The organism is Mobiluncus curtisii ATCC 43063 (assembly GCF_000196535.1).
In the GTDB taxonomy this organism is placed as follows: domain Bacteria; phylum Actinomycetota; class Actinomycetes; order Actinomycetales; family Actinomycetaceae; genus Mobiluncus; species Mobiluncus curtisii.
The window spans coordinates 1,294,498-1,316,979 of record NC_014246.1 but is presented as its reverse complement, the minus strand read 5'-3'; the positions used below and the strand labels follow the sequence as shown (position 1 = coordinate 1,316,979).

Genomic DNA, 22,482 nt, shown 5'->3' with positions numbered 1-22,482 from the left:
CCGACACCCACCCAAACCAGAAAACCCAGATAGGTACTAAACTACGAGATTCTAAACACTACCCCGGCAGACAATCCCTAAACCTCATCGCCATTGATTCCGGCACCAACTCTAACCAGCACACAGCGCTGTGCCCCAGGACCGTGAGGTCCCGGGGCGCAGCGTTTATTTAGTTGGGGTCTAAAGACCAGGGGTCTTTAGAAAGTGTTACCAAGGGTTACTTGGCGGGTTTATCTTCGGACTTTTCCACGACCTTCTTGCCGAACATAGCGTTGACAGCGTTAGTGAACACGTCGTCGGAGATAGCGTTCTTGCCACCCACAGCCCAAACAGCGTTAGCAGCAATACCTTCCTTCAACAGTTCCGCCTTACGCGGGGCAGTGCCCTTACGCTTCAACTCAGAAGCAACCAAAGTCTCCACATCGCCCTGACCAGGAACCAACAGAATCGTGCCGTCCTTCACAGTCCCAGCGAACACCGGGTCAATCAAGTGATCCTGAGTACCAGAAGCCAAGTACACCGATTTCATCTGATCGAAACGACCCTCGCCCCACTGGCAGCCCTTCATGAGAACATCCGTATCAGGCTTGGACTGGAAGATAGACAACAGAGCCGAAGTCTGGTAACGATCCTTACCATTAATACGGCAAACACCATCCTTACCATCCCCACCAAGCATCTCAGAACCATTGGGGTTAACAACCCAGTTGTAATCCATGACCGCCTTAATTAGCTTCTCACCAGCAGCCTTCTGCATCTTCTCAAACTTAGCCACACGCTCATTCACAAGCGCCTTAACCGCAGCCCAGTTAATCGAATGATTCTTATTCACGTCAGTAGCGTTACCGTCAGTCTGGTTAGCCGTAAAGATATCTTTCAAGTCCTTAGCGTCACGCTCAGCCAAATCAGCAATAGTCGCGTTGAACTCGGTAGCAGACAAGCCCGCACTCGAAGCATCCTCAAATGCCTTCTTGTGGTTGCTATTGTTCTTGTCCTTCTCAATGTAGAACAAGTAAGCACCAGAAGCCTTATCAGCATTCACCATCGGAGTAGTATTCACACCCGACAAGCGAGCCGCCGAATCATTAGACACGAACGTGAACATGCCAGACTTCTTAATCTTTCCGTCGTTGGTCAGCTCAACCCAGTTCTTATCAACCGAATCCTTACCGAACAAAGCCACAGCAGCCTTGTACAAATCCGTAGTTTCGTGAGTACCAAAAGCAGCCGGAGCCATCAAATCGTCAATAGCTTCGTTAGCGTTATCCTTAGTTGCACTGGCAGCGCCCCAACCATTGGCAGCCGTGAAATTGGTCGTGTCTGCAACACAAACGCCAATAGCCTTAATCACATCATCCAACTTCGCGTTATCAGCAGGCTTTGCACAAGTAACACCATCACCGGCAACATCATCCATAGCCGTACGCAAAGCGGCAACCTTGTCAGCATCGACCTGCTTCAGCGTAGTAGCGGAGGTGCCAGCAGCAGAAGTAACAGCACCCGACAGAACGGTATTATCATCGCCAGCCTTACCACCTACGAGAGCAAGCACATTGGCGATAGCGGTCTTCAAAGCGGACGCATGGGCTTCAGAAACCTTGCCATTCCAAGCACCAGCATCACGGTGTAGCAACTCTTTACTTGCCAGCTGACCAGCAGTGACCTTAGCGTTCTTCACGTCCTGCACAGCCTTGTCCCAAGCACCCTGCAACGCATAGATACTCTGATTAGCAGCAGTGCTGTTATTCCACTGCTTTACCTTTTCGTACTTCGGAGCCAGCACCGTGTAGCCCTCGAAAGCCTTACCGGTAGCATCAATACCATCAGAGATATCGATATTGTTCTCGTTCTCAGTCATCTCACCCGGGTTCAAAGCGCTCTTACCCAAGGAGAAGAAACCCTCCGGGCTATTAATCGCTTCGAGTTCCAAAGCGCGCTTCTCCGGGGACAAACCGTCACCATAGTTCCAGCGAGGAGCCTTGGACATGTTCGCGGTAGTCTGCTGCCAAGCTGTCTGACCGAACCAGACCGCGGCAGCGCTCTTCACAGCAGCCTTGTAAGAAGCCTTCACTTCCTCAGCAGTCCACGGGGTAACATCAGGATGCTTAGGCAGATTAGCCCCCTTGAACAGCTTATCGACCTGCTCCTTAGACAGCGCGTCCTCGCCACCAATCACCATAACATGTGCGTCGCGACCGATACCCAGGCTCTTCACATAGTCAACCACGGACTTATCAACATCACCCTCATGGTTAACCAACAACACCGGAGCCTTCTCCAACGTGCCCGCAGCCAAAGCATCCACCGGGTTATCCCCACGCGTCAAATACAGGCGATCAGCCCCAGCCGGGTAAGCCTTCTTAGCAATCTCCACCGCGGTCTCGTAACGGTTCTTACCATTCAAACGATCAGAAGCCACACCCGCAGCATCCGCAACGTTCTTCAAATCAGCATCAGGCACCACACTCGTGCCACCCACCGCAACAATGGTAGAAACACTGGGGAAAGTCTTCTTAATGAACGCACCCAGCATCTTCTGAGTCGTCGCATCCTTCGGCGCAGACAACATCGGGCCATCCACAGACGCATCCAAGTTATTACGGTTCAACATACCCGCAGTCGCCGCGTCAACCACCGCGTCATAACCAATCAGGTACACAGTCTGAACCGTGTTCTCCTTATCCTTGTACGCCTTAGCAGCCACCGCCATCGACGTCGCCAAACGGCTCTCACCAGCTAAACGCTGCGCGTCCAGATTGAACTCACCGCCATTAGGCAACGGCACAACCGCAGCCATCGCGGGGGCGACGCCCATGCCAGCAACCAGCGCCAACGAAGCAGCACCAATCACAAACTTCTTCTTCAAATTCATCTTCAAATAAACCCTTCTTCTGGGTAATAAAGGGTCAGGAATTCCGGGTAAATACTGGGTAAATACCAGGGGCGCAGACGCGCGAGAAATCCCCGTGCCGATACCTGCCAGGGTTGCAGGCACATAGGCATTTTCGGGTAGACACCCGCCAGTGCTGCAGGCAAACCAGGAGGTTTTGTGAGGGGATACCTGATGGGGTTGTGACTAACTAGTGGTTTTTTGGCTGTAGCTGCCATTATTGGCAGCTACAACCCAAATACCACCTTATAAACCCCCAAACACCGAAACATCCACCCGACCAGACCCTAAAACCCCGGGCTACACGAACCGCAAAAACCGCCCGGGGATACTATTGAATCCTCGACAAACATTAATCACGCAAAAATGCTCTTAACTAGCTTCGTCGACGAGACAGAGCCAGGTATTGAGTTCCTCAACGCATACCTGGAGAGACCCGTTTACACCGCTTTCCTCAGATTCTGTAGTAAAACTTGTTTCCCAGTGCGGCCACGCCACTACTCGTGCAGGCCATGTTTGCACCTTCACGCCCAGGTTAGCGGCTTCGCGCGCCCGGACTTCGAACACGTCGTGTATCGCTGCTGCAATCTCATCCAGTTCTGGAGCCCCGCTACGTTGCACCAAGTCACGTAAAAGCAGCAGGTCAACCACATCACGCGAACGGTCGTTTACAAGCTCAGGGGGTTGATGCGGGCCGGTGACCGCGTGCACCTTCTGCGCTATCTGGTAGCTCATGGACAAAGTCGCAATCCTAGCTGGCGATTCAACACCAAAGCCAGCCAACGAGGGCGCCGCCACGCTTTCCACCAACCGCCCGGCATCACCCTCATCAGCGGAAATCTCGACCTGGACGCGACGCCACGTAACACCCTTAATCAACACCAAAACATCAAAACGCCGCGGTTTCAGCACACGCCCGGGCACCGTGATGACTTCCGCTTCCGTGCGTGAAAACTCGAAAGGACCCCAAGACTCAACTAAAACCTTGTCTAATTCATTAAAGAAAGTGTCGAAATCCGTACGCACCAGACCATCGATATCCCGCGTGTTGCGTGTCGTATCCCCGAGCCGGTACTGCAACATAGTCCCGCCTTTCAGCAAGAAAAACGGACCCGAATTCTTCCCATCTCCCGCAACACAGGCCCGCTGCAGCACTCCAGTCACCACCGTGGCAGCAATCAACCAACCCAACCGTGGCCCACGCGTCCCCAACTGCGCTTGAGCCTGTTCCACCCACTTATCCAAAACACGAGCCGAAAACGGCTCTTTACTCTTGGCTTGCAACAAACCCAGCCGCGCAGCTAACCCTTGCAAGCCCGCCGGTTCCTCCAGACGCTGGGAATCCCGCAATTCTGCCATGACTCACACCCCGTCCCGATGTGCCAAAGCAGACAAAAATAGCTCGTGCTGCGTCGAGGTCAACAGCCCCCGTTGCAAACCCAACTCACCCGCACGCTTCAGCACCCGTGTCGATACCCCGTAGTCCACGCACTGGATCAAGGCTGTTGACACTACCACCACCGGAAGCCCTTGGCACCAAGCTCGTTCCCGTGGCTCCAAATCCTGGTAATGAACCACAAACCCTTCACCATCTGAACGCCGCACACGTCGCCCCCGACCAACCGTCACATGCTTCACCTCGGGCAGGCTTTCCGTGACTTCCCACACCTCCAAAGCCGTCTCATGGCTCAAACAAGCCCGGGTCTCTCCTGTCCACAAAACCGGCAAATGGTAAGCATCCCAGGGCGTCTGCGCCACACCTGGCACACGATAAACACCCCGGACCAGACGCCCAATCCGGTCCCGAGATACCATCTTGGACAAATCCGCGTCTGTCACCCCTGCAGCGATTGCCTGACCTCGAGTCACAAATCCGTGCTGGTCAAGGGCAATCTCGCGCAAATCATCTAATCCAGACATGTCAATACCTTACCAAAAAGGAAAGGTATTGACAATCGCTGACCTCTCATGTTACGCCCTCAGCCTTGCAGGACAGACGGCCAACACGAGCGACCATACCCTCATTAACAAACTCCCCGGGTTACGTCGATCGGGTCGAGATTCTTCACCTTTCAATAGTCTCCCCGGGCGGTTTTTGCGGTTCGTGTAGCCCGGGGTTTTAGGGTCTGGTCGGGTGGATGCTTTGGGGTTTGGGGGTTTATAAGGTGGTTTTTGGGTTGTAGCTGCCAATAATGGCAGCTACAACCCAAAAACCACTAGTTAGCCACACCCCTGCCGAGTATCAACTTGCCAAACCTCCCCGGTTTGCCTGCAGCACTGGCGGGTGTCTACCCGAAAATGCCTATGTGCCTGCAACCCTGGCAGGTATCGACTCGGGGGTTCCCGCGTGTTTACGCCCCAGTATTTACCCGGAATTCCTGACCCTTTATTACCCAGAAGAAGGGTTTATTTGAAGATGAATTTGAAGAAGAAGTTTGTGATTGGTGCTGCTTCGTTGGCGCTGGTTGCTGGCATGGGCGTCGCTCCCGCGATGGCTGCAGCGGGTGACCCGGTTTTGTTGCCTGGCGGTAAGAAGCTGGTTCGTGTGGCTGGTGATGCTCGTGTGGAGACCTCTCTGGAGGCTGCGAAGTTGCGTATGAAGCAGGGCACTGTTTCGCGTGCTTATCTTGTGAACCAGAATGCTTTGGTTGATGCTGCTACGGCTGGCATGGTCAAAGACGGTGTGGTTATTTTGGTGCCTTCTGACAAGGCTGGTCAGTTGTTGCTGGGCGCGACTATGCATAAGGATCCTCAGCTGAAGGACGTTAGGACTCTTGTCGCTGTTGGTGGCGAAACTGTTATGCCTAAGGCTGCTGTGGATAACGTAGCGAAGATGAATCCCAGCATTACGGATAAGTCTGAGCGTTTGGGTGGCGAGAACCGTTACGAGACTAACGTGGCTATCGCGAAGAAGGTGTTCCCTAATGGGGGCGCAAATCAGGAGTTCTTGTTGGCTCGTGGCGATAACATGGTTGATGCTCTGACTGCTGGGGCTTACGAGAATGGTCCGACCCTGTTGGTGAATCCTTCCGGCAAGGTGGATCCTGCTACTGTGGCTTACGCTAAAAAGGCAAAGATTAGCACCAAGTCTGTGATTTTGGGTGGTGAGGGCGTGTTGCCTACCGCACAGGTCGAGCAGTTGTTCGAGGGCAAGGTTGCGGTTGATCCATGGAAGTATCAGACCACGAACGCGGATTTGAAGAAGGCTGTGCAGGAAGCTGCTGCGGCTTACGAGGGTCAGAAAGTGTGGCAGGGTCTGAACGGTAAGACCCAAGATGCCGACGATAACCTGAAGAATTTCTTCGGTCTGAATAAAGGAACTGTTAATTGTACCGAGACCGAGGACATCACTGATATTGATGTCAAAGATGGTATTGCGGCTGGCAAGAAGTGCTTCGTTGGCTACAAGAAGTCTTTGGCTAACTTGAAGGTTAACGCCCAGGCATTGTTGGATGCCAAGAATTCTGGCAAGAAGACGATTAAGAACCAGTTGGGTGCGGTGAAGGATGCAGTCGATGCTGCTGTAGCTAGTAACGTGTCCGCGATGTCCTCTGGACAGCCTGCGCCGAATACTGCTGCTGCTCTGGCTACTGCAGGTAATGCCACTTTCAACGGTATCAACCAAAAGTTTATGGCTGCTTATGGTGGTGTCTCATTGACCAAGCCGACTTTGGTGAATGGTGAGTTGGATAACCCGGGTTCCTTTACTTTCGATGGCGATGGCAACATGACTGGTCTGGATCAGAAGAAGATTGACCAGATCGTCGATAACTACATCGCGGACAAGGGCGATACTGAGTTCATCAAGGTTGATGGCAACCCTGGTGCTGGTGTGAAGCTGGCTGATGTCGCTAAGACTCAAGGTGGTACTGACTACGAGTTGACCGCCGTTAACGCTGGTGAGGTTTTGAACTACGCCGCGGTTAAGAAAGCTATTGAGGCTCGTGTGGCTGAGCAGGTGAAGACCACGGCGGAAGCGAAGAAGGCTTTGGATAAGGCTGTGGCTGCGTACAAGGCTGGTCCTGAGGCTAAGGTGACGGTTGGTACCGGTTCCGGTCTGGCTCGCTTGGTTGGTGAGGATCGTTACCAGACTTCTGCTTTGCTGTCCTACTGGCTGCGTGCAGAGAAGACATTCACTGATACCTTCGTGTACTTGGCTTCTGGTGACGATGCTCACCTGATTGACTCTGTGGTGGCTGGTCAGCTGCAGCATGGTCCGATTTTGCTGGTTCCCACGAGTGGTGACTTGAAGCCGTCTACCGTGTCCGAGCTGACCCTGATGGGCAAGCAGAAGACCCTGCAGGGTGGCTACGTCATGGGTGGCACCGGCGCTGTTGAAGACGCCGTCGCCCAAGCCGCAGGCAAAGCCATCGCTGAAGGCGGCAAGTTCGTGAACGCCCCCGCAGCACCCGCGGCTGCGAGCCCGGCATATGGCACAATGGATTTGTCCGATACTAACGAGAAGGTATTTCAGCCTACCAACGCTGCTGCTAATCCGTCCTGTACCGCTGAAACTCTGACACTGGATCCTTCTAGTACTGCAACAAACCCGACCAGTGTGGTTGCCAGTGTTGATGCTCAGTGCAAGATTAAGGTAAAGGATCCTGGCTACACCGGCAGTGACGCAAAAACTATTGTTTTGAAGATTAAGAACACTGGAGCTACGAATCCTCTCACCGTGACCGTCAATACCAAGCGGTAATTGAAGCCATAAGGTTTCACCAATAACTTCATATAGTTCTTTGCCGGGCTGGGCGACCAGCCCGGCAAAGAACTTTTTACAGCCCTAGACGACCGGAAAGGCTAAATACGTGGTAGCGGGTGACCCAGCCAGACCACTGTTTTATTGGTCATGCGCGTGTGCGGGCTGTTCACCCGGTCAAGGCGCGGTTCTACAAACAACTGTGCCCCAGGACCGTGAGGTCCCGGAGCACAGCGTTTATCTAGTTTTCAGTCAGTATTCAGAACGAATCCTGGTTTGAGACTACTTGACCTCGGTCCAAGTGGAGTAGGTCTCGGTAATGACCTCGCCAGAAGAGTTCTTAGCGGTAACCTTCACACGGACATAGGACTTCGGGTTAGGAACGTTATCGAAGATAATCTTGACCTTGCCATCCTGGTCTAGAGAAGTGGCAACACCGGTCACTTTTCCTTCGGTTCCGGGTGCTGTCTTACCCAACTTGGAATTCACCATCAGCACATCACCGGTGCCGGTATTGCCGGTACGACCGTACCACTCGATGGACAGGGTAGAACCGTTAGGCATATCCTTTGTGGTAACAGCAATCTCAGCTATCTTGGTGGCAGACGTATCCCAGGTTCCGAAAGAAACCTTGCCGGAAGCAGCGGTGGCCGGGGCGAGCTTCTCCAGCTCGGCAGCACCGTTCTCGTCAGAGATAACACCAGTACCACCAATGAAGGTCACGTTCTTACGAACGTAATCCACGGCCTTGTCCCAAGCCAGAGCCTGTTCACCAGTCACGGAAGGAACAGAATCCTTGTTGACCAACAACACCGGGCCAGGACGTTTCGAGTTATCAATGTAACCAGCGACAGCCGCGTCAGCGAAAGACATACCGTTAGCAAAGTAGATACGAGTCGGATCAGCCTTATCGCCCTTCTCACCGTAAACGTAAGCAGCAATCTTTACAGCAGTCTCGAAACGATCCGCACCACCAAGACGATTCACGTTGTAGTTCACAGCGGCACCATGAATCAGCTTGTCCAGAGCCTCAGAAGCCTTAGTCTTAGCCTTAATCGCAGCAGTATTAGCCTTACCAGCAGCAGCCGCATCGGCCTGCAACTTAGCAACCTGAGCCTTCAAAGCAGATTCCAACACTGCAGTCTGACCAGGGACGTCGGACGTCAACTTAGCAGGATCCAAACCGATAGAAGTCACGAACTCCTTACCAGTAGTCTTAGCAGTCACATCCGGGAACACCTTTTGAACATCAGCCAAGGCAACGCCAGAACCAAGACCCTTGTCGGCAGCGCTAATAACCTTGTCAAGGTCAGCATCAGTAGGAGCAGCGTTGATAATACCAGTAGCGGCGATCAGCTTGCTCTCCAAGGTGCCGGTAGGTGTTGCGTTGACATCAGCTGCAGCGGTATCAGCGGCTTTCTGAGCGTTCGCGACAGCCTTGGTGGTGCCCAGGTAGGCGGTGGCTTCAGCGCCGGACTCGAGCTTCTCCGTCGGGGAAGCATCCTGAATCGCGTTAACGTAAGTTTCTTTCTGTGCCACACCATCAGCATCATTCTTCAAGAACCATGCATTGGTAATACCGGCGGCTAGGGTAGCGTCGACCTTCGGCCAGGTCGCAGCAATCTTAGCCTTCGTAGTGGGGGTAGCACTGATAGCGTCAGTGAACTGGTCCTGGGTTGCGCCGTTGACCTTGACCCAGCCATTCACAGCCAAATCAGCCTTAGCGGAAGCCTCGACAGCAGCCTTGTTATCCTCCAAGAAAGAATCAATCAGAATGGTCTGAGACACAGCCGCACTCTTCAAGACCGCATCAGACACAGCACCGGTACCACCCAAAGCGTACAGGGAAGCCTTACCACCAATCTTGTTCAAAGCCTTAGCAGTAGCAGCCGGCAGTTTGTCAGCACCATCAGTCAGCAAGATCACACCATCTTTCAGCTGACCGCCAACCAAGGCATCAACCAAAGTCTGACCATTAGCCAAGTACACACGATTCGGCTTCAAACCCTGCTTCTCAGCAGCCTCCGCAATCTTAGCGGCAGTCTCGAAACGATCCGCACCAGCGATACGCTCAGTCGTGGCAGTACCAGCCACAGCCTTCAAAGCCTCATCAGACACGGCACCGGTACCACCCAAAGCGATAACCTTGCCAGCATTGAGCTTCTTAATCGCGTCAGCAACCTTAGACTGCACCGCCTTATCGCCGTTCACCAGCAACATCGGGCCATTCTTCAACACGCCACCAGCGATAGCATCCACCAAGGAAGCACCGTTAGAAACGTAAACCGTAGCAGCGGACGGATTCTCACCATTCTTGTCAGCCCAGCCCTTCAAGGCAACCTGAATAGCGGTATCGTAACGATCCGTACCCGCCCAACGATTAGCCGAAATATCAGCCGGAGCAGCCATCGCGGGGGCGACGCCCATGCCAGCAACCAGCGCCAACGAAGCAGCACCAATCACAAACTTCTTCTTCAAATTCATCTTCAAATAAACCCTTCTTCTGGGTAATAAAGGGTGGAATTTTTTAAACCACCCAGGTGATCCAGGACGGAAGCACCCAGGAAAAGTTTACACCACCCAAGTGTTCTGTCAATACTGCGAAAGACCCAGAGTCGCGAATTCTCGCGGTTTATAGGACCTCACGCTTCCGAGGACTTCCCCGGAACCAAGGAACCCAGCGCACCCCGTGGCTATCAGCTTAAAGGGACACAGGAACCTTGCTAACAACCTCTATATGTAAAGGCTCGACGCATTCTTACACAACACCGAGAAATATAGGTGTGATTTAGGTCACAGCTAGACCTAGAGCGGTTGTCTCTCCGACACGAACGACCGATTTCAACGCACTCCCACCCAGAACCTCGGGCAGCAAACGACCATCACCTGCGACTTTACCGACACCCCGGCGTACAATCACCCGTTTTCCCCGGCGAAATCGGTCGTTCATGCACCGCACCGGACCAGATAGCGCTGTATCGGGTCTAAGAATCGACCGCTGATCACATCGTTATACGTAAAACGCATGGTGTCGAAACCACGCAGCAACGCTTCACGAGAACGAGCGCGATCTTTATCAAACTCAGCACGGCCGCAGTGATATTCATAGCCATCAAATTCCACGATGAGATTACCGATTAAAAAATCCACCTCACCTATACCTTTTAAAGTCACCCCGGTTTTAACTTCCGCGTCGAGCTGCTCTCGGAGCTGTAAACGCCCCACAGTTTCCAGTGGCGACCGGGCTGCCGCATCGCAATCCTCTAGGGCTGCCTGAATCGCTGTGCGGCGAAGGTGAGCGACGGCATTTTCCAGTATTTCTCGATTTACCAGGCGTTTGTTTAAAACTGAATCCAGTATCACCACTCTCTCGATGTGGGTGTGCACACACTGCAAGGCTCGAAGAGTCGCGTTCAGCGGGCTGGCTAAATACGGACTGGAATAGCAATCATCTGCGTAAGCATAACCTTGACAGCCTCCTGGGAAGGTCTGCCGGAATCCACTTTTCGTGGAATGCAACCATTTCTCGCGATGCAACAGGACCTTGCCGGAATGGCGACTGTGATAGTCCTTGCTCACCGCCAAGTGAATACGTTCGGGGTTCTCCCAAAGAGCTACCCCCATCATCTCTAATGCGCTCACACAAGTCAGACAGCCTCGGTGAACGAAGGCAGCGACCACCCGAGAATCAACAGCGGGTAGAAATAGTGTGCTGCGTCCTTGACGCAATACCAGTTCCGACTCTAAGGCACGTCTGACTTTCTGCCTGCTGGTGGCTTTGATTGCTGCTCCCATAGTGGCTACCCCACCCTGGTCTTCCAGATACTCCTGCACAGTGTCATTCATGCATTTGATGATGTTATACATCTTTAGCTTATGCAAGCTTTGATTTGTCACTTGTGGATAACTCGTATTTTGGACAGATTATTGCTTGCACGAACGACCGATTTCAACGCACTCCCACCCAGAACCTCGGACAGCAAATGACCATCACCTGCGGTTTTACCTACACCCCGGCGCGCATACACCCGAATTCCCCGGCGAAATCGGTCACTCGTGCACCTGCCTCATTGACTATGACGCAAAATCCCAGGAGCGCCCTCTGGGGCGCGCTGCAACGTCCTTACCGCGGGCGGTACGGGTTATCCTCGGCGGGGCGCAAAATCACGACACCCAGCGGGGGAATCCGCAAAGATACCGAGCAGGGGCGGTTATTCCACGGAATCTCCTCAGCGGTGACCTGACCCAGGTTACCCACGCCGGAGCCGCCGTAAACTTCAGCGTCCGTGTTTAGCACCTCGTCCCACTGACCAGCGAACGGCAGTCCGACCCGGAACGGATCATGAGGATTGCCACTAAAGTTCGCCACCACTGCCAGCAAGTGACCCGATTCAATCCCTGAAGGATCCGATTCCGCCACGGACCGGCGCAGATACGTAATCAAGTTATGGTCAGCATCGCTGGGCTCAATCCACTCAAACCCGCGATAGTCATCACACCACAGCGCCGGGTTGGACGCATACAGGTGGTTCAAATCGGTGACCAGTTGACGAATCCCCTGATGCTCGGGAATGTCCAGGTGCCACCAATCCAAGGATGCCCCCGAATTCCATTCCGCGCCCTGACCAAACTCGGAGCCCATGAAGATGAGCTGCTTGCCCGGATGCGTCCACTGGTAAGCAAATAGCAGGCGCAATCCTGCCAACTGGCGCCAATAATCGCCGGGCATCTTGGACAGCAGCGAGCCTTTGCCGTGCACGACCTCATCGTGGGACAGCGGCAGCACAAAGTTCTCTGAAAAGGCGTAGACCAGGCTAAACGTCAGCTCGTTGTGATGCCACTTGCGGTTCACCGGGTCCTCTGCCAAGTAGCGCAGAGTGTCATTCATCCACCCCATGTTCCACTTGAAACCAAAACCCAGACCCCCCTCGGAAGTCGGCTGGGTGACGCCGGGCCAGGCGGTCGATTCTTCGGCAATCATGACCGTGCCGGGGCAAACCCGGTAGCAGGTCGCGGTGACTTCTTGCAGCAGGGCGATAGCCTCGAGGTTTTCCCGTCCACCGTACTGGTTCGGGTGCCACTGACCTTCTTTGCGGGAATAATCCAGATAGAGCATCGACGCTACCGCGTCCACCCGCAGACCGTCAATGTGGAACTCTTCCATCCAGTACAGGGCGTTAGCGACCAGGAAGTTCTTCACTTCACGCCGACCGTAGTTGAATACCAATGTCCCCCAGTCCGGGTGCTGACCCCGCTGCGGATCGGGGTCCTCGTACAGAGCCGTGCCGTCGAACCCCGCCAGCGCCCAGTCATCCTTGGGGAAGTGCGCCGGAACCCAGTCCAAAATCACGCCAATCCCGTTTTGGTGCAACGCATCCACCAGGTAACGGAAGTCGTCAGGCGTCCCAAACCGGGCGGTCGGAGCATAGTATGACGTGCATTGATACCCCCAAGACGGTCCGTAGGGGTGTTCCGCCACGGGCATGAACTCCACGTGGGTGAAACCCATTTCCTTAACGTAAGGCACCAGGTGTTCCGCCAGGTCACGGTAGCCATAGCCTTCTCTCCACGAGCCGATATGGCATTCGTAGATGCTCATAGGCTGGGTATGAATCGGATGAGTGTCCACGTTCGTGGCACGCTGTTCCATCCACTCCGCATCGTTCCAAGTGTGGAACTGGTCAGTGACCACCGAGGCGGTGGCGGGAGGAATCTCCGTAGCGCGCGCCATCGGGTCAGCCTTTTGACGCCAGTTCCCGTCGGGACCTTTAATGTCGTACTTGTAGCGTGCGCCTATCTCAACACCGGGAATGAACAGCTCCCACACCCCGGATGCCCCGAGGCTGCGCATCGCGCACCCCGACCCGTCCCAAAAGTTGAAGTCCCCCACGACCTTCACCGCTTGTGCGTTCGGCGCCCACACCGCGAAAGCCACACCTTTCACGACCCCCAGCGGACCCTGGTACTCCTTTAAATGAGCACCCAAAACGTCCCACAGACGCTCGTGACGCCCTTCTGAAATCAGGTAAGTGTCCATTTCGCCCAAGGTCGGCAGGAAACGGTAGGGGTCATCCCCCAAGACTTCCTGATCACCGTAGGTGACTTTCACCCGGTAGTCCTCGACTTCGGCGTGCGGGATGACTGCCACCCACACCCCGTCCTGTTCATGTTCCGCGGGGAAGTCACCGTGTTCGGTGACGATGGTGACGCTTTGCGCCATGTGACGCACGGTGCGGATGGTGACATCCTCGCCGTCCGAGTGTGGTCCCAGCACCGAGTGCGGAGAGTAGTAGTTCGCGTAGGCGACCTGGTTCAAAAGTTCCGGGGAAACGGTGATTTTAGCCATGAGGTAATTCTGTCACATTTTGCTGTGCTAGTGTTTGGGTTCACTCTGGAATGGGGCTGAAACTGAAAATATGACCGGGCGCGGTAGAGGGATTGAGCTGCACAAAATTATCCGTCCCCCAGGTATATTCACCGCCAGTCAGCTCATCATGCACCACAAACAGGCGTTGCCCCTCACCGGGCGCGGCAACCTCCGGGAACTCCTCCGGGCACAACCCTAGTGACGGCAAATCCAGGTGCACCCAGCCGGACTGGGTGTGATGCGGATCCAGGTTCACGACGACCAGCACCGTGTCCGCCCGACCGGTCGGGGAATGCGCCGCGTCAATATGCTTGGAAAAAGCAATAATGGCGTCATTCTCGATAGCGTGGAACTTGATGTTACGCAGCTGCAACAGTGCGGGATGCGCAGAGCGAGCCGCGTTCAAGGTGCGCAACAGGGAGGCGATGCCGTACTTGTCACGCGCCGCCCAGTCATAGACTTTCACCTCATATTTCGGGTTGTCGATGGATTCCTCGACGCCCGGACGCTGCACATGCTCGCAAAACTCGTAGCTGCCCCCGAGGATTCCCCAGGTCGGAGCGGCGGTGGCAGCCAGCAGCGCACGCGCTTTAAACGCTTCCACCCCAGCCGTCATATAGTCGGTCAAAATGTCCGGAGTCATGGGGAACAGCGCCGGTCGCAGCACGTGCGCCGTTTCATAAGCCAGTTCCTCGAAGTACTCGGTCAGCTCCGCCTTTGTGTTGCGCCACGTAAAGTACGTGTAAGACAGGTGGAACCCCGCTTTTGCCAGCCCGCGCATCATCGCCGGAGCGGTGAACGCCTCCGCGAGCATCACCACTTCGGGGTGGGTTTGGTGCAAGTCAGCCGCCAAGCGCTGCCAGAACCGCACCGGCTTAGTGTGTGGATTATCCATGCGGAAAATCGTGACCCCATGGTCAATCCAAAACTCGATTACCCGCCGGATTTCGGCATACAGCCCGTCCGGGTCATTATCAAAGTTCAGCGGATAAATGTCTTGGTATTTCTTGGGGGGATTTTCGGCGTAAGCAATCGAGCCGTCAGCCCGAGCCGAAAACCATTCGGGGTGAGCCTTTACCCACGGGTGGTCCGGAGAGCACTGCAGGGCAAAATCCAGCGCAACCTCCAGGTGGTTGCGCTGCGCCTCCGCGACAAACTCGTCAAACGCTGCAATTCCGCCCAAAGCCGGGTCGACCGCATCATGTCCCCCATGCTCGTTACCAATCGCCCACGGCGAGCCGGGATCGCGAGGTCCTGCCACCAGGGCGTTGTTGCGTCCCTTACGGAAAGCGCGCCCAATCGGGTGGATGGGCGTGAGATAGATAACATCAAAACCGTCGGCAGCCACCTCGGGCAAGATTTCCGCTGCCGTGCGCAAGGTCCCCGGCACAATTCGACCATCCAACCCGTAATATGCCCCGATGGAGCGCGGGAAGATTTCGTACCACGCTCCTGCCACGGAACGTGCCCGGTCCACCCGCAGCGGGCACAGTTTCGTGCGCGTCGCCAAATCCCGCAGCGGATTCTCTGCAAAAATGTTCGCGACCAGCTCGTTTGTGGCAGCCGAGAGACGCACCTGGGGGCGACGCTTTTGCTCACGCAAGCCCGCAATCGCGCCTTGCAGCACTGCCACGTCAGCCGGGGGCAGTGGTTCAGCGGGAGACGCGGTGTCACGAGCCGAACCGTGGGCGGGTTTCGCTTCGCCGGCAATCGCGCGTTCCAGCAGGCGGGCGCCTTCCTCCAGGGTCAGCTCCACGTCAATGCCCGCCGGAATTTTCACATTGGCGTCATGCACCCAGGTTCCATAAGCGTCAATCCACGACTCGACCGCGAAAGCGTAACGTCCCACGGTGTCGGGTTGGAGCCAAGCTTCAAATTGGTTTTCACCAGCGCCGATTTCATACATGCGAGCGCGATCCACGATTTCCCAAGCGGTTGGGTCGTCCGGGTCAGGAGCGCCCGCGGGGCTGCCCGCCGGCGCATAAAGGTCATAGCCCTCTTCGCCGCGGCGTTTCGGATCAGCGGGGCGCAACAGTACCGCGTCAGCGCCAAAGAGGGAATGCCCGTCTACAAACACGGTGGCGTGGACCGGGAACAGCTCACCGACCGCGGCTTTTGCCGGGAACAGCCCGTCCTCTACGGTGGGACGCAGCTCAGTGACGCTGATACGGTTTAGTTCCGCGTCAGCAGGCAGGTGGTAAAGGTTTGCGGAGGGTGCCGGAACCGCCGGGGTCGGGGTTGCGGTTTTTGCCGCAGTGGATTTTTCAGCGGTGGACTTTGCCGCAGTGGATTTTTCAGCGGTGGACTTTGCCGCCGCGGATTTTGCCGTCGCAGTCGGGGTTGATTTTGTGTTACGTCCCGCGGATTTTGCCGCCGGCTTGGCAGTGGTGGGGCGAGATTTGCGGGCGGCAGCCGGTTTACTGGGCTGGCTGGACGGGGGCTTTGCCGCCGGCTTCGTCGCCGGACGAGTGTTAGAAGTGGAATGGCGCCCCGGTTTCTTGGCGTCAGAATTGCCCGCAGAATTCGTCGTCTCGCTCACATCTGAAATTCTAAAGCAAAACCTGGGAAATTATGGTCGCTCCGGCAGGGGTACATGCGGCTATCGGAAAGCCGGAGGCAGCGTCGACATCCAACCAGCACACCCCCGCCGCGAGAAACTGAGACCACCCGGAAACCCGGCGCAACGCCCTTGTGAACCTAAACAGCAGCCCCCACGAAATGACCGACTCCGCCGGTGACAATCATCGCCAGGGCACCCCCGACCATGACCCGAATCACCGCCCGCAGCCGCGGAGCCTCGCCGCGCCATGCCGAAAGCCAGCCTACCAGCGCTAATGCCAGCATCACCAGGATGAAGGTGGCTTCGATTTTCCACGGACCATTGAGCAACAGAATCGCCAGTAGTGGTACCAGCGCGCCGACCATAAAGGAAACCGCCGAGGAAAAAGCCGCCGCCCAGGGCGAAGTGAATTCCTCAGAGCTCAAGCCGTAATGGGCTTGGACGTGAGCCTCGACCGGATCGTGGGCAGAATACTCCTGAGCGACCAGGGTTGCGGTGGCGCGGGATAAGCCCTTTTCGATGTAGTTTTCCACCAGACCTTGAAATTCCCGGTCCGGGTCCTGGGCAATCAGACGGCGTTCCTTTGCCACCACGGCTTTTTCCGTGTCGCGCTGGGTGGACACCGAGACGTATTCGCCTGCCGCCATCGACAATGCCCCCGCGACCACCGCCGCAATGCCAGCAGTCGCAATCGCCATCGTGTTTTCCGGGTTCGCTGCCGCCACACCCACGACCACGCCCGCGGTCGAGATAATACCGTCATTAGCTCCCAAGACTGCAGCTCGCAGTCGATTGAGACGCGAGGAAGTCACTGCCGACTGGTCGTGTTTTTCATCCACTTCGCGCGACTGTTCGCTAGGTTTGTGCGCCAAATGATTACTCATGATGCGTCACCCCCGTATCTCCGTCCAGTACTGTTTATCCGATTTCAAATTACGGGGTTTTTGGCGTTATTTCAACGAATCTAAGGCTTTCCTTGGTTAGGTGTGGCTACTCCCCGGGAGGGGTGGCACGCGGGGATTGGGGCGCCTGGTGAGGCGAGCAGAGCCAGGAGACAGCGCGAACGAATACGAGCACGGAGGGCGTGGCGGGCAAAGCGAGCAAGGCGAACGGGACGGGACGGGCGGGACGATAACGTCAAGGGCGGAACCTCACTTGTGAAAAATTCTGGCGTTTTGCAGCGCATTTGCGGAAATCCAGCCAGCTGGAGTCAATACCCGGACAGTTTTACGCGCTCCGCGATTTTCCCCGCTTGGACTTGATACCGTCGAGGCTTAACGGGTTAAATATCAACTAGACTGACTTGATTGATTGGTCACGCGGTCCGATTTAGGAAAGATGAGGCACAGACATGAACGTTCCCGCAGAACTGCACGATATTCCCGCTGGTCAAGATGGCGAAGCTGGTTCGGGCGGTTCCGGCACGCCGCAAACAATTCCGGGGCCGCTGGTGCGTGATGTCACTGATGAAACGTTTTCCCAGCTGCTAGAGCTTTCCAAGACAGTTCCGTTCCTTTTGGACATGTGGGCGCCCTGGTGCGCTCCGTGCCGTCAGCTGGGACCCATTTTGGAAAAGGCGGTAGCGCAGGCAGGCGGGCGCGTCGCTTTGGCAAAGGTCAACGTGGACGAAAGCCCCGCCATCGGTCAGGCATTCCGGGTGCAGAGCATTCCCGCCGTATTCTTGCTGATGAACGGTCAGCCCGCACCGTTGTTTAACGGCGCCTTGCCCGCTTCGTCCGTGCAGGAAGTCATCAACAAGGTCATCGCGTTGGCGCAAAAGGAAGGTGTCACGGGTCGCGTTGAGACTGACGGAGCCGAGACGGCTGGGCAAGCCGGCGCCAACGGAGTCACCGGGACTGCCACCCCGGCTCCGGACGCGCCGTCCGCGATGCCTGAGGAAATTGAAACCGCGCTGAAACTTCAAGCCCAGGGCGACTATGACCAAGCGATCGAGACGTTAGAGACTTATTTGAAAGCCAACCCCGGTGAATCTAGCAAGGTGAATCCGCTGCTGGCAAAAGTGCGGTTGCAAGCCCGCTCGGCAGAAGCCAAGCCTGCCACCGAGACAGCTGGTTCGACCGCAACCGGCGAAGTAGCAGCACAGCTTGAAGCCGCGGATGCCCAGATGAATGCGGGAGATGCCGCCGGGGCACTGTCCCGCTTGCTCGCAGTCGTGGCAGAAACCAGCGGCGAAGATCGCGACGCGGCACGAGCGCGATTGGTCGAGTACTTCGCGATTCTGGGCGATAATCCGCTGGTCCCGCAGATACGTTCGAAGCTGGCTACTTTGCTTTACTAGCCTTTTTTGCCGCGGGCTTGGCAGCAGCAGTCTTTCGCGAAGTTCGGCTCGCGGGCTTAGCAGCTGACTTAGCGGCAGGTTTCCGAGCAGGTTTAGTCGCTGGCTTAGCCGCCGGTTTGGCTGCGGGTTTAGCCGCAGATTTCCTGGTGTGAGACGTTTTTCCGGATGACCCGCTAGCTGCGGCAATAGCATTCGTGACCTCTGCCGACATAGTGCGCAAGCCCCGGGAAAGCGCTCCGGCATCATCAAAACCTGCTGCCAGCGTGAGCGTACCTTCCACCCCGGACAAGGTGCGTTCCGACAGTGAAGCCGCCAAGCCACGATCCACACCGAGGCTGAGCAGCGCTTTCGTCAGCGCGGCACGCCATGTGTTGAAATGTGCCTGCACTTCCGGCGCAAAATCACGAGCAGCAGCGTCATGAACAAGTTTGCCCCAAATGCTCTGTTTCTCGCCGTGGTCAAAAAACGCCAAGATTCCGGTGAACATCCCGGTGACATCCCCCGCTTCTAGCGGTGCCACCACGGCGGCTTGAAAGTCATGTTCCACTGCCACCAGGACTTCCCGCATCATCTGTGCTTTACCGTCAGGAAACAGGTGATAGAGCGAGCCGCGTCCCAATCCGGTCGTTGCTGAAATCTCTGCCATGCCCGCACCGGTATAACCTCGCGCCTGAAACAGAGCCGCCAGTTTTCCTACTATCTCCACGCGATTTGGTTTCCCCACCGCCGGTCCTTTCCGTGAGCCAATCTATCTAATCGACAGTATGGCGAATTTTTGACCGTTCGTTCCATTGACGCGCCGGCTTGCCCAGTTTTCGCGAAAAATCCCTCGGCATCGGGGGTGTGCGGAGATTATAAGGTGGTATTTGGGCAGTAGCTGCCATTATTGGCAGCTACTGCCCTATTTTCACCTTATATTCACACCCCAGCGAGTATCCCCCAACAAACAGCGACTCGAACGCCCGCAGGCATAGAAAAGCCCGGTCGGCTGGGTTTCCCCAGCCGACCGGGCAAAATGCGGTCAATCTCGCAAGTTTAGTTACCGAAATAGAAGTGCGTCTCCGGATTATCGGCGGCGCGCTCCGCGTTGGTCACCAGACCCAGCTCGGTGTAGCCCGCCATCAAGGGATGGGTCGGCACCACACGAACCTGGTATCCCAGCGGACCGGCATTGTTCAATCGAGTCTCCAGGCGGTAAGAAACCACGCCGTTTTCAGCATGTTCTGCCTGCATCGCCAAGACCTCAAAACCGGACAGGTCATCGTTAGATGTCACACGCCCCAGCAACAACTGCACCTCCACGTCTTCAGGATGCAGATGCCCCAGTTGCACGTCAGCAAAGAACGAGGCGCTGTCCCCCACGGTGGCGACATCGCCGACCTTGGCGTCAACGTGTTTCACCGCGACCTGGTTCCAGCCCGAACGCACCCGCGCCTTGTAGGCTGCCAAATCGCGAGCTGCCTGGTGACCCGTGCCGTTCAGCACTCGACTGGACGCAGCAACCGGAGTGTAGAGGTTTTCCACATACTCGCTGACCATTCGCTGCGCCTGTACGCGCGGTCCCAAAGTCGCCAACGTGTGACGTATCATTTCCATCCAGTTGCGCGGAATCCCGTTTTCGTCTCGATCGTAGAAGCGCGGGGCGACCGTGTTCTCAATGAGGTTGTACAGACCTTCGGCCTCGATAGCGTCACGGCGCTCCGGGTCATCGACTCCGTCAGCAGTGGGGATGGCCCAGCCATTGCGACCGTCATACATTTCGTCCCACCAGCCGTCCAAGATGGACAGGTTCAAAGCTCCGTTGATGGCGCACTTCATGCCGGAAGTCCCGGAGGCTTCCAGCGGGCGCAGCGGATTGTTGAGCCACACGTCCACGCCGGGCATCAGGGTTTGTGCCATATCCATGTCATAGTTGGGCAGGAATGCGATGCGATCACGCACGTCGTACTGGTCAGCGAAAGCCACCAGACGCTGAATCAAGCTGACGCCCTGTTCGTCGTCCGGGTGGGATTTCCCTGCCACGATGATCTGTACCGGGCGCTCTTTATTCGTCAAAATGGACGCCAAGCGTTCCGGATTGTTAATCATCAACGTCAGACGCTTGTAAGTCGGTACGCGACGAGCAAAACCAATGGTCAAGACGTCAGGATCGAGAATTCGGTTCGTCCAATCCAACTCGGCAGGAGACGCCCCGCGCTCCAGCCAAGACTCACGCACCCGCCGACGTGCGTCCAGCACCAACTGTTCACGCAGTTCACGACGCAAATTCCAGAGTTCCTCATCGCTGACGCCGCCTTCCTCCGGGGGACGCGCCCAGCGATAGGTGTTGACATGTTCGCCGGGTTCCTGGTGCTTGCGCGCCAGCTGTGCCAAACGACCATCGGTCCAGGTCGGACCGTGTACCCCGTTGGTGATAGAGGTGATGGGCACCTCGGAGACATCAAAACCGGGCCACAGCTGGTGGAACATGCTGCGTGATACTTTGCCGTGCAGCTGGGCAACACCGTTTGCCATGCGCGCCATACGCAAGCCCAAAACCGCCATATTGAACACGTTGGGATCCCCGCCCTCGTACGTTTCCGCACCCAGAGCCAGCAGCTGATCGGTGGTCACTCCGGGAATCTCAATCGGCGCCAAGTAGCGTTGCACCAGGGACCGGTCAAAACGGTCGATACCGGCAGGAACCGGCGTGTGGGTGGTGAACAGTGTGCCGGAACGCACCGCTTCAATAGCCGTACCGAAATCGAGGTGTTCCTCGCCGGTCATCAGCTCACGGATACGTTCCACCGCCATGAATCCGGCGTGACCTTCGTTGCAGTGATACACCTCGGGAGTCGGCGCGCCGGTCAAACGAGTGTAGGTGCGCAGGGCTTTCACGCCACCCACGCCCAGCAGCAGTTCCTGTTCCATGCGGTGATCTTTCGACCCGCCATAGAGACGGTCGGTAACCAGGCGAGCAGCCTCGTCATTCTTGACCACGTCAGAGTCCATCATCAGCAGGGCGATACGACCCACTTTCGCGACCCACACTTGTGCATACAAAGTACGGTGGTCGGGCAGAGGCACGTCCACCAGCGCGGGGGTGCCGTCGTTTTCCCGCAGCAGAGTCAGCGGCATGTTATCCGGGTCAATGACCGGGTAGGATTCACGCTGCCAGCCTTCGCGGGTCAGGGACTGGCGGAAGTAGCCCGCCTGGTACAGCAGACCCACGCCGATAATCGGGACGCCTAAGTCAGAGGCAGACTTCAGATGGTCGCCTGCCAGAATCCCCAGACCGCCGGAATACTGAGGCAACACAGCCGTTACCCCGAATTCTGCTGAGAAATACCCAATCGCGCTGGGCTTGTCAGCATTGTTGAACTCGGACTGGAACCACTGCGGCTTTTCCAGGTAGTCGCTCAGGTCGCGTTCCAATTCTGCGGCTCGGTTTACAATGTCCGGATTTGCGGATAATTCGTCCAGCTTTTGCACTGAAATCGAACCAAGGAAAGCCGCCGGATCATGACCGACTTCCTCCCAGACTTGCGGATCTAAGGACGCGAAGAAATCGCGTGTTGGCCGGTTCCAAGACCAGCGCAGATTTTGAGCCAAATTTCCAATTGGCTTCAAATTTTCGGGAAGAACGGATCGGACAGTAAATCTTCGTATAGCTTTCACAGTCCAA

General features: G+C 56.1%; 12 protein-coding genes. 2 read left to right on the top strand and 10 right to left on the bottom strand.

What is annotated here, in order from left to right; genetic code table 11:
* Nucleotides 1–217: 217 nt before the first annotated feature.
* The 3 genes from HMPREF0573_RS09380 to HMPREF0573_RS05515 all read right to left on the bottom strand — a co-directional run bounded on the left by HMPREF0573_RS09380 (nt 218) and on the right by HMPREF0573_RS05515 (nt 4,810).
* Nucleotides 218–2,872 carry a cell wall-binding repeat-containing protein gene (locus HMPREF0573_RS09380; RefSeq protein ID WP_013189148.1) on the bottom strand — a complete coding sequence of 885 codons (2,655 nt, stop codon included), beginning with the start codon at nt 2,870–2,872 and terminating at the stop codon, nt 218–220.
* A gap of 390 nt (nt 2,873–3,262) precedes the next feature.
* Nucleotides 3,263–4,249: a nucleotidyl transferase AbiEii/AbiGii toxin family protein gene (locus HMPREF0573_RS05520; protein WP_013189147.1), complete on the bottom strand. Its 987-nt coding sequence runs from the start codon at nt 4,247–4,249 to the stop codon at nt 3,263–3,265.
* A 3-nt stretch (nt 4,250–4,252) separates the two neighbouring features.
* On the bottom strand, nt 4,253–4,810 hold the full coding sequence (locus tag HMPREF0573_RS05515; RefSeq protein WP_013189146.1) for a type IV toxin-antitoxin system AbiEi family antitoxin domain-containing protein: 558 nt from the start codon (nt 4,808–4,810) through the stop codon (nt 4,253–4,255).
* Nucleotides 4,811–5,306: 496 nt separating this feature from the next.
* On the opposite strand from HMPREF0573_RS05515, the gene HMPREF0573_RS05510 reads away from it, so the two are divergent.
* Nucleotides 5,307–7,592 (top strand): cell wall-binding repeat-containing protein, encoded by a 2,286-nt coding sequence (locus HMPREF0573_RS05510; RefSeq protein ID WP_013189145.1) that lies wholly within the window; start codon nt 5,307–5,309, stop codon nt 7,590–7,592.
* Nucleotides 7,593–7,874: 282 nt separating this feature from the next.
* On the opposite strand, the gene HMPREF0573_RS05505 is transcribed toward HMPREF0573_RS05510, so the two are convergent.
* From HMPREF0573_RS05505 to HMPREF0573_RS05485, 5 genes are all read right to left on the bottom strand, one after another.
* Nucleotides 7,875–10,076 (bottom strand): cell wall-binding repeat-containing protein, encoded by a 2,202-nt coding sequence (locus HMPREF0573_RS05505; protein ID WP_013189144.1) that lies wholly within the window; start codon nt 10,074–10,076, stop codon nt 7,875–7,877.
* Nucleotides 10,077–10,538: 462 nt separating this feature from the next.
* Complete coding sequence (locus HMPREF0573_RS05500) at nt 10,539–11,438, bottom strand: PDDEXK family nuclease (RefSeq protein WP_236589681.1); 900 nt, start codon at nt 11,436–11,438, stop codon at nt 10,539–10,541.
* Between the two features lie 277 nt (nt 11,439–11,715).
* A complete protein-coding gene (gene glgB / locus HMPREF0573_RS05495; protein ID WP_013189142.1) occupies nt 11,716–13,938 on the bottom strand; it encodes a 1,4-alpha-glucan branching protein GlgB in 2,223 nt (740 codons plus the stop codon).
* A gap of 40 nt (nt 13,939–13,978) precedes the next feature.
* Entirely contained in the window at nt 13,979–16,498 is a 2,520-nt protein-coding gene (locus HMPREF0573_RS05490) for a maltotransferase domain-containing protein (protein WP_013189141.1), read from the bottom strand.
* Nucleotides 16,499–16,656: 158 nt separating this feature from the next.
* On the bottom strand, nt 16,657–17,403 hold the full coding sequence (locus tag HMPREF0573_RS05485) for a VIT1/CCC1 transporter family protein (protein ID WP_013189139.1): 747 nt from the start codon (nt 17,401–17,403) through the stop codon (nt 16,657–16,659).
* 467 nt (nt 17,404–17,870) lie between these two features.
* On the opposite strand from HMPREF0573_RS05485, the gene HMPREF0573_RS05480 reads away from it, so the two are divergent.
* The gene (locus HMPREF0573_RS05480; RefSeq protein ID WP_013189138.1) at nt 17,871–18,818 is read left to right on the top strand and encodes a tetratricopeptide repeat protein; all 948 of its coding nucleotides are present in this window, start codon (nt 17,871–17,873) and stop codon (nt 18,816–18,818) included.
* Here HMPREF0573_RS05480 and HMPREF0573_RS05475 read toward each other — a convergent pair.
* Together HMPREF0573_RS05475 and glgP are read right to left on the bottom strand one after the other, a co-directional pair.
* Nucleotides 18,802–19,542, bottom strand: a complete 741-nt coding sequence (locus HMPREF0573_RS05475; protein ID WP_004007322.1) for a TetR/AcrR family transcriptional regulator — start codon at nt 19,540–19,542, stop codon at nt 18,802–18,804. The two genes, HMPREF0573_RS05480 and HMPREF0573_RS05475, sit on opposite strands and share 17 nt — an antisense overlap.
* Nucleotides 19,543–19,853: 311 nt before the next feature.
* Nucleotides 19,854–22,475 (bottom strand): alpha-glucan family phosphorylase, encoded by a 2,622-nt coding sequence (gene glgP / locus HMPREF0573_RS05470; RefSeq protein ID WP_179943735.1) that lies wholly within the window; start codon nt 22,473–22,475, stop codon nt 19,854–19,856.
* Nucleotides 22,476–22,482 lie beyond the last annotated feature (7 nt).

Coding starts and splice junctions, on each gene's coding strand:
- HMPREF0573_RS09380 (WP_013189148.1), bottom strand. CDS start 2,872: ATGAATTTGAAGAAGAAGTTTGTGATTGGTGCTGCTTCGTTGGCGCTG.
- HMPREF0573_RS05520 (WP_013189147.1), bottom strand. CDS start 4,249: ATGGCAGAATTGCGGGATTCCCAGCGTCTGGAGGAACCGGCGGGCTTG.
- HMPREF0573_RS05515 (WP_013189146.1), bottom strand. CDS start 4,810: ATGTCTGGATTAGATGATTTGCGCGAGATTGCCCTTGACCAGCACGGA.
- HMPREF0573_RS05510 (WP_013189145.1), top strand. CDS start 5,307: ATGAATTTGAAGAAGAAGTTTGTGATTGGTGCTGCTTCGTTGGCGCTG.
- HMPREF0573_RS05505 (WP_013189144.1), bottom strand. CDS start 10,076: ATGAATTTGAAGAAGAAGTTTGTGATTGGTGCTGCTTCGTTGGCGCTG.
- HMPREF0573_RS05500 (WP_236589681.1), bottom strand. CDS start 11,438: ATGAATGACACTGTGCAGGAGTATCTGGAAGACCAGGGTGGGGTAGCC.
- glgB (WP_013189142.1), bottom strand. CDS start 13,938: ATGGCTAAAATCACCGTTTCCCCGGAACTTTTGAACCAGGTCGCCTAC.
- HMPREF0573_RS05485 (WP_013189139.1), bottom strand. CDS start 17,403: ATGAGTAATCATTTGGCGCACAAACCTAGCGAACAGTCGCGCGAAGTG.
- HMPREF0573_RS05480 (WP_013189138.1), top strand. CDS start 17,871: ATGAACGTTCCCGCAGAACTGCACGATATTCCCGCTGGTCAAGATGGC.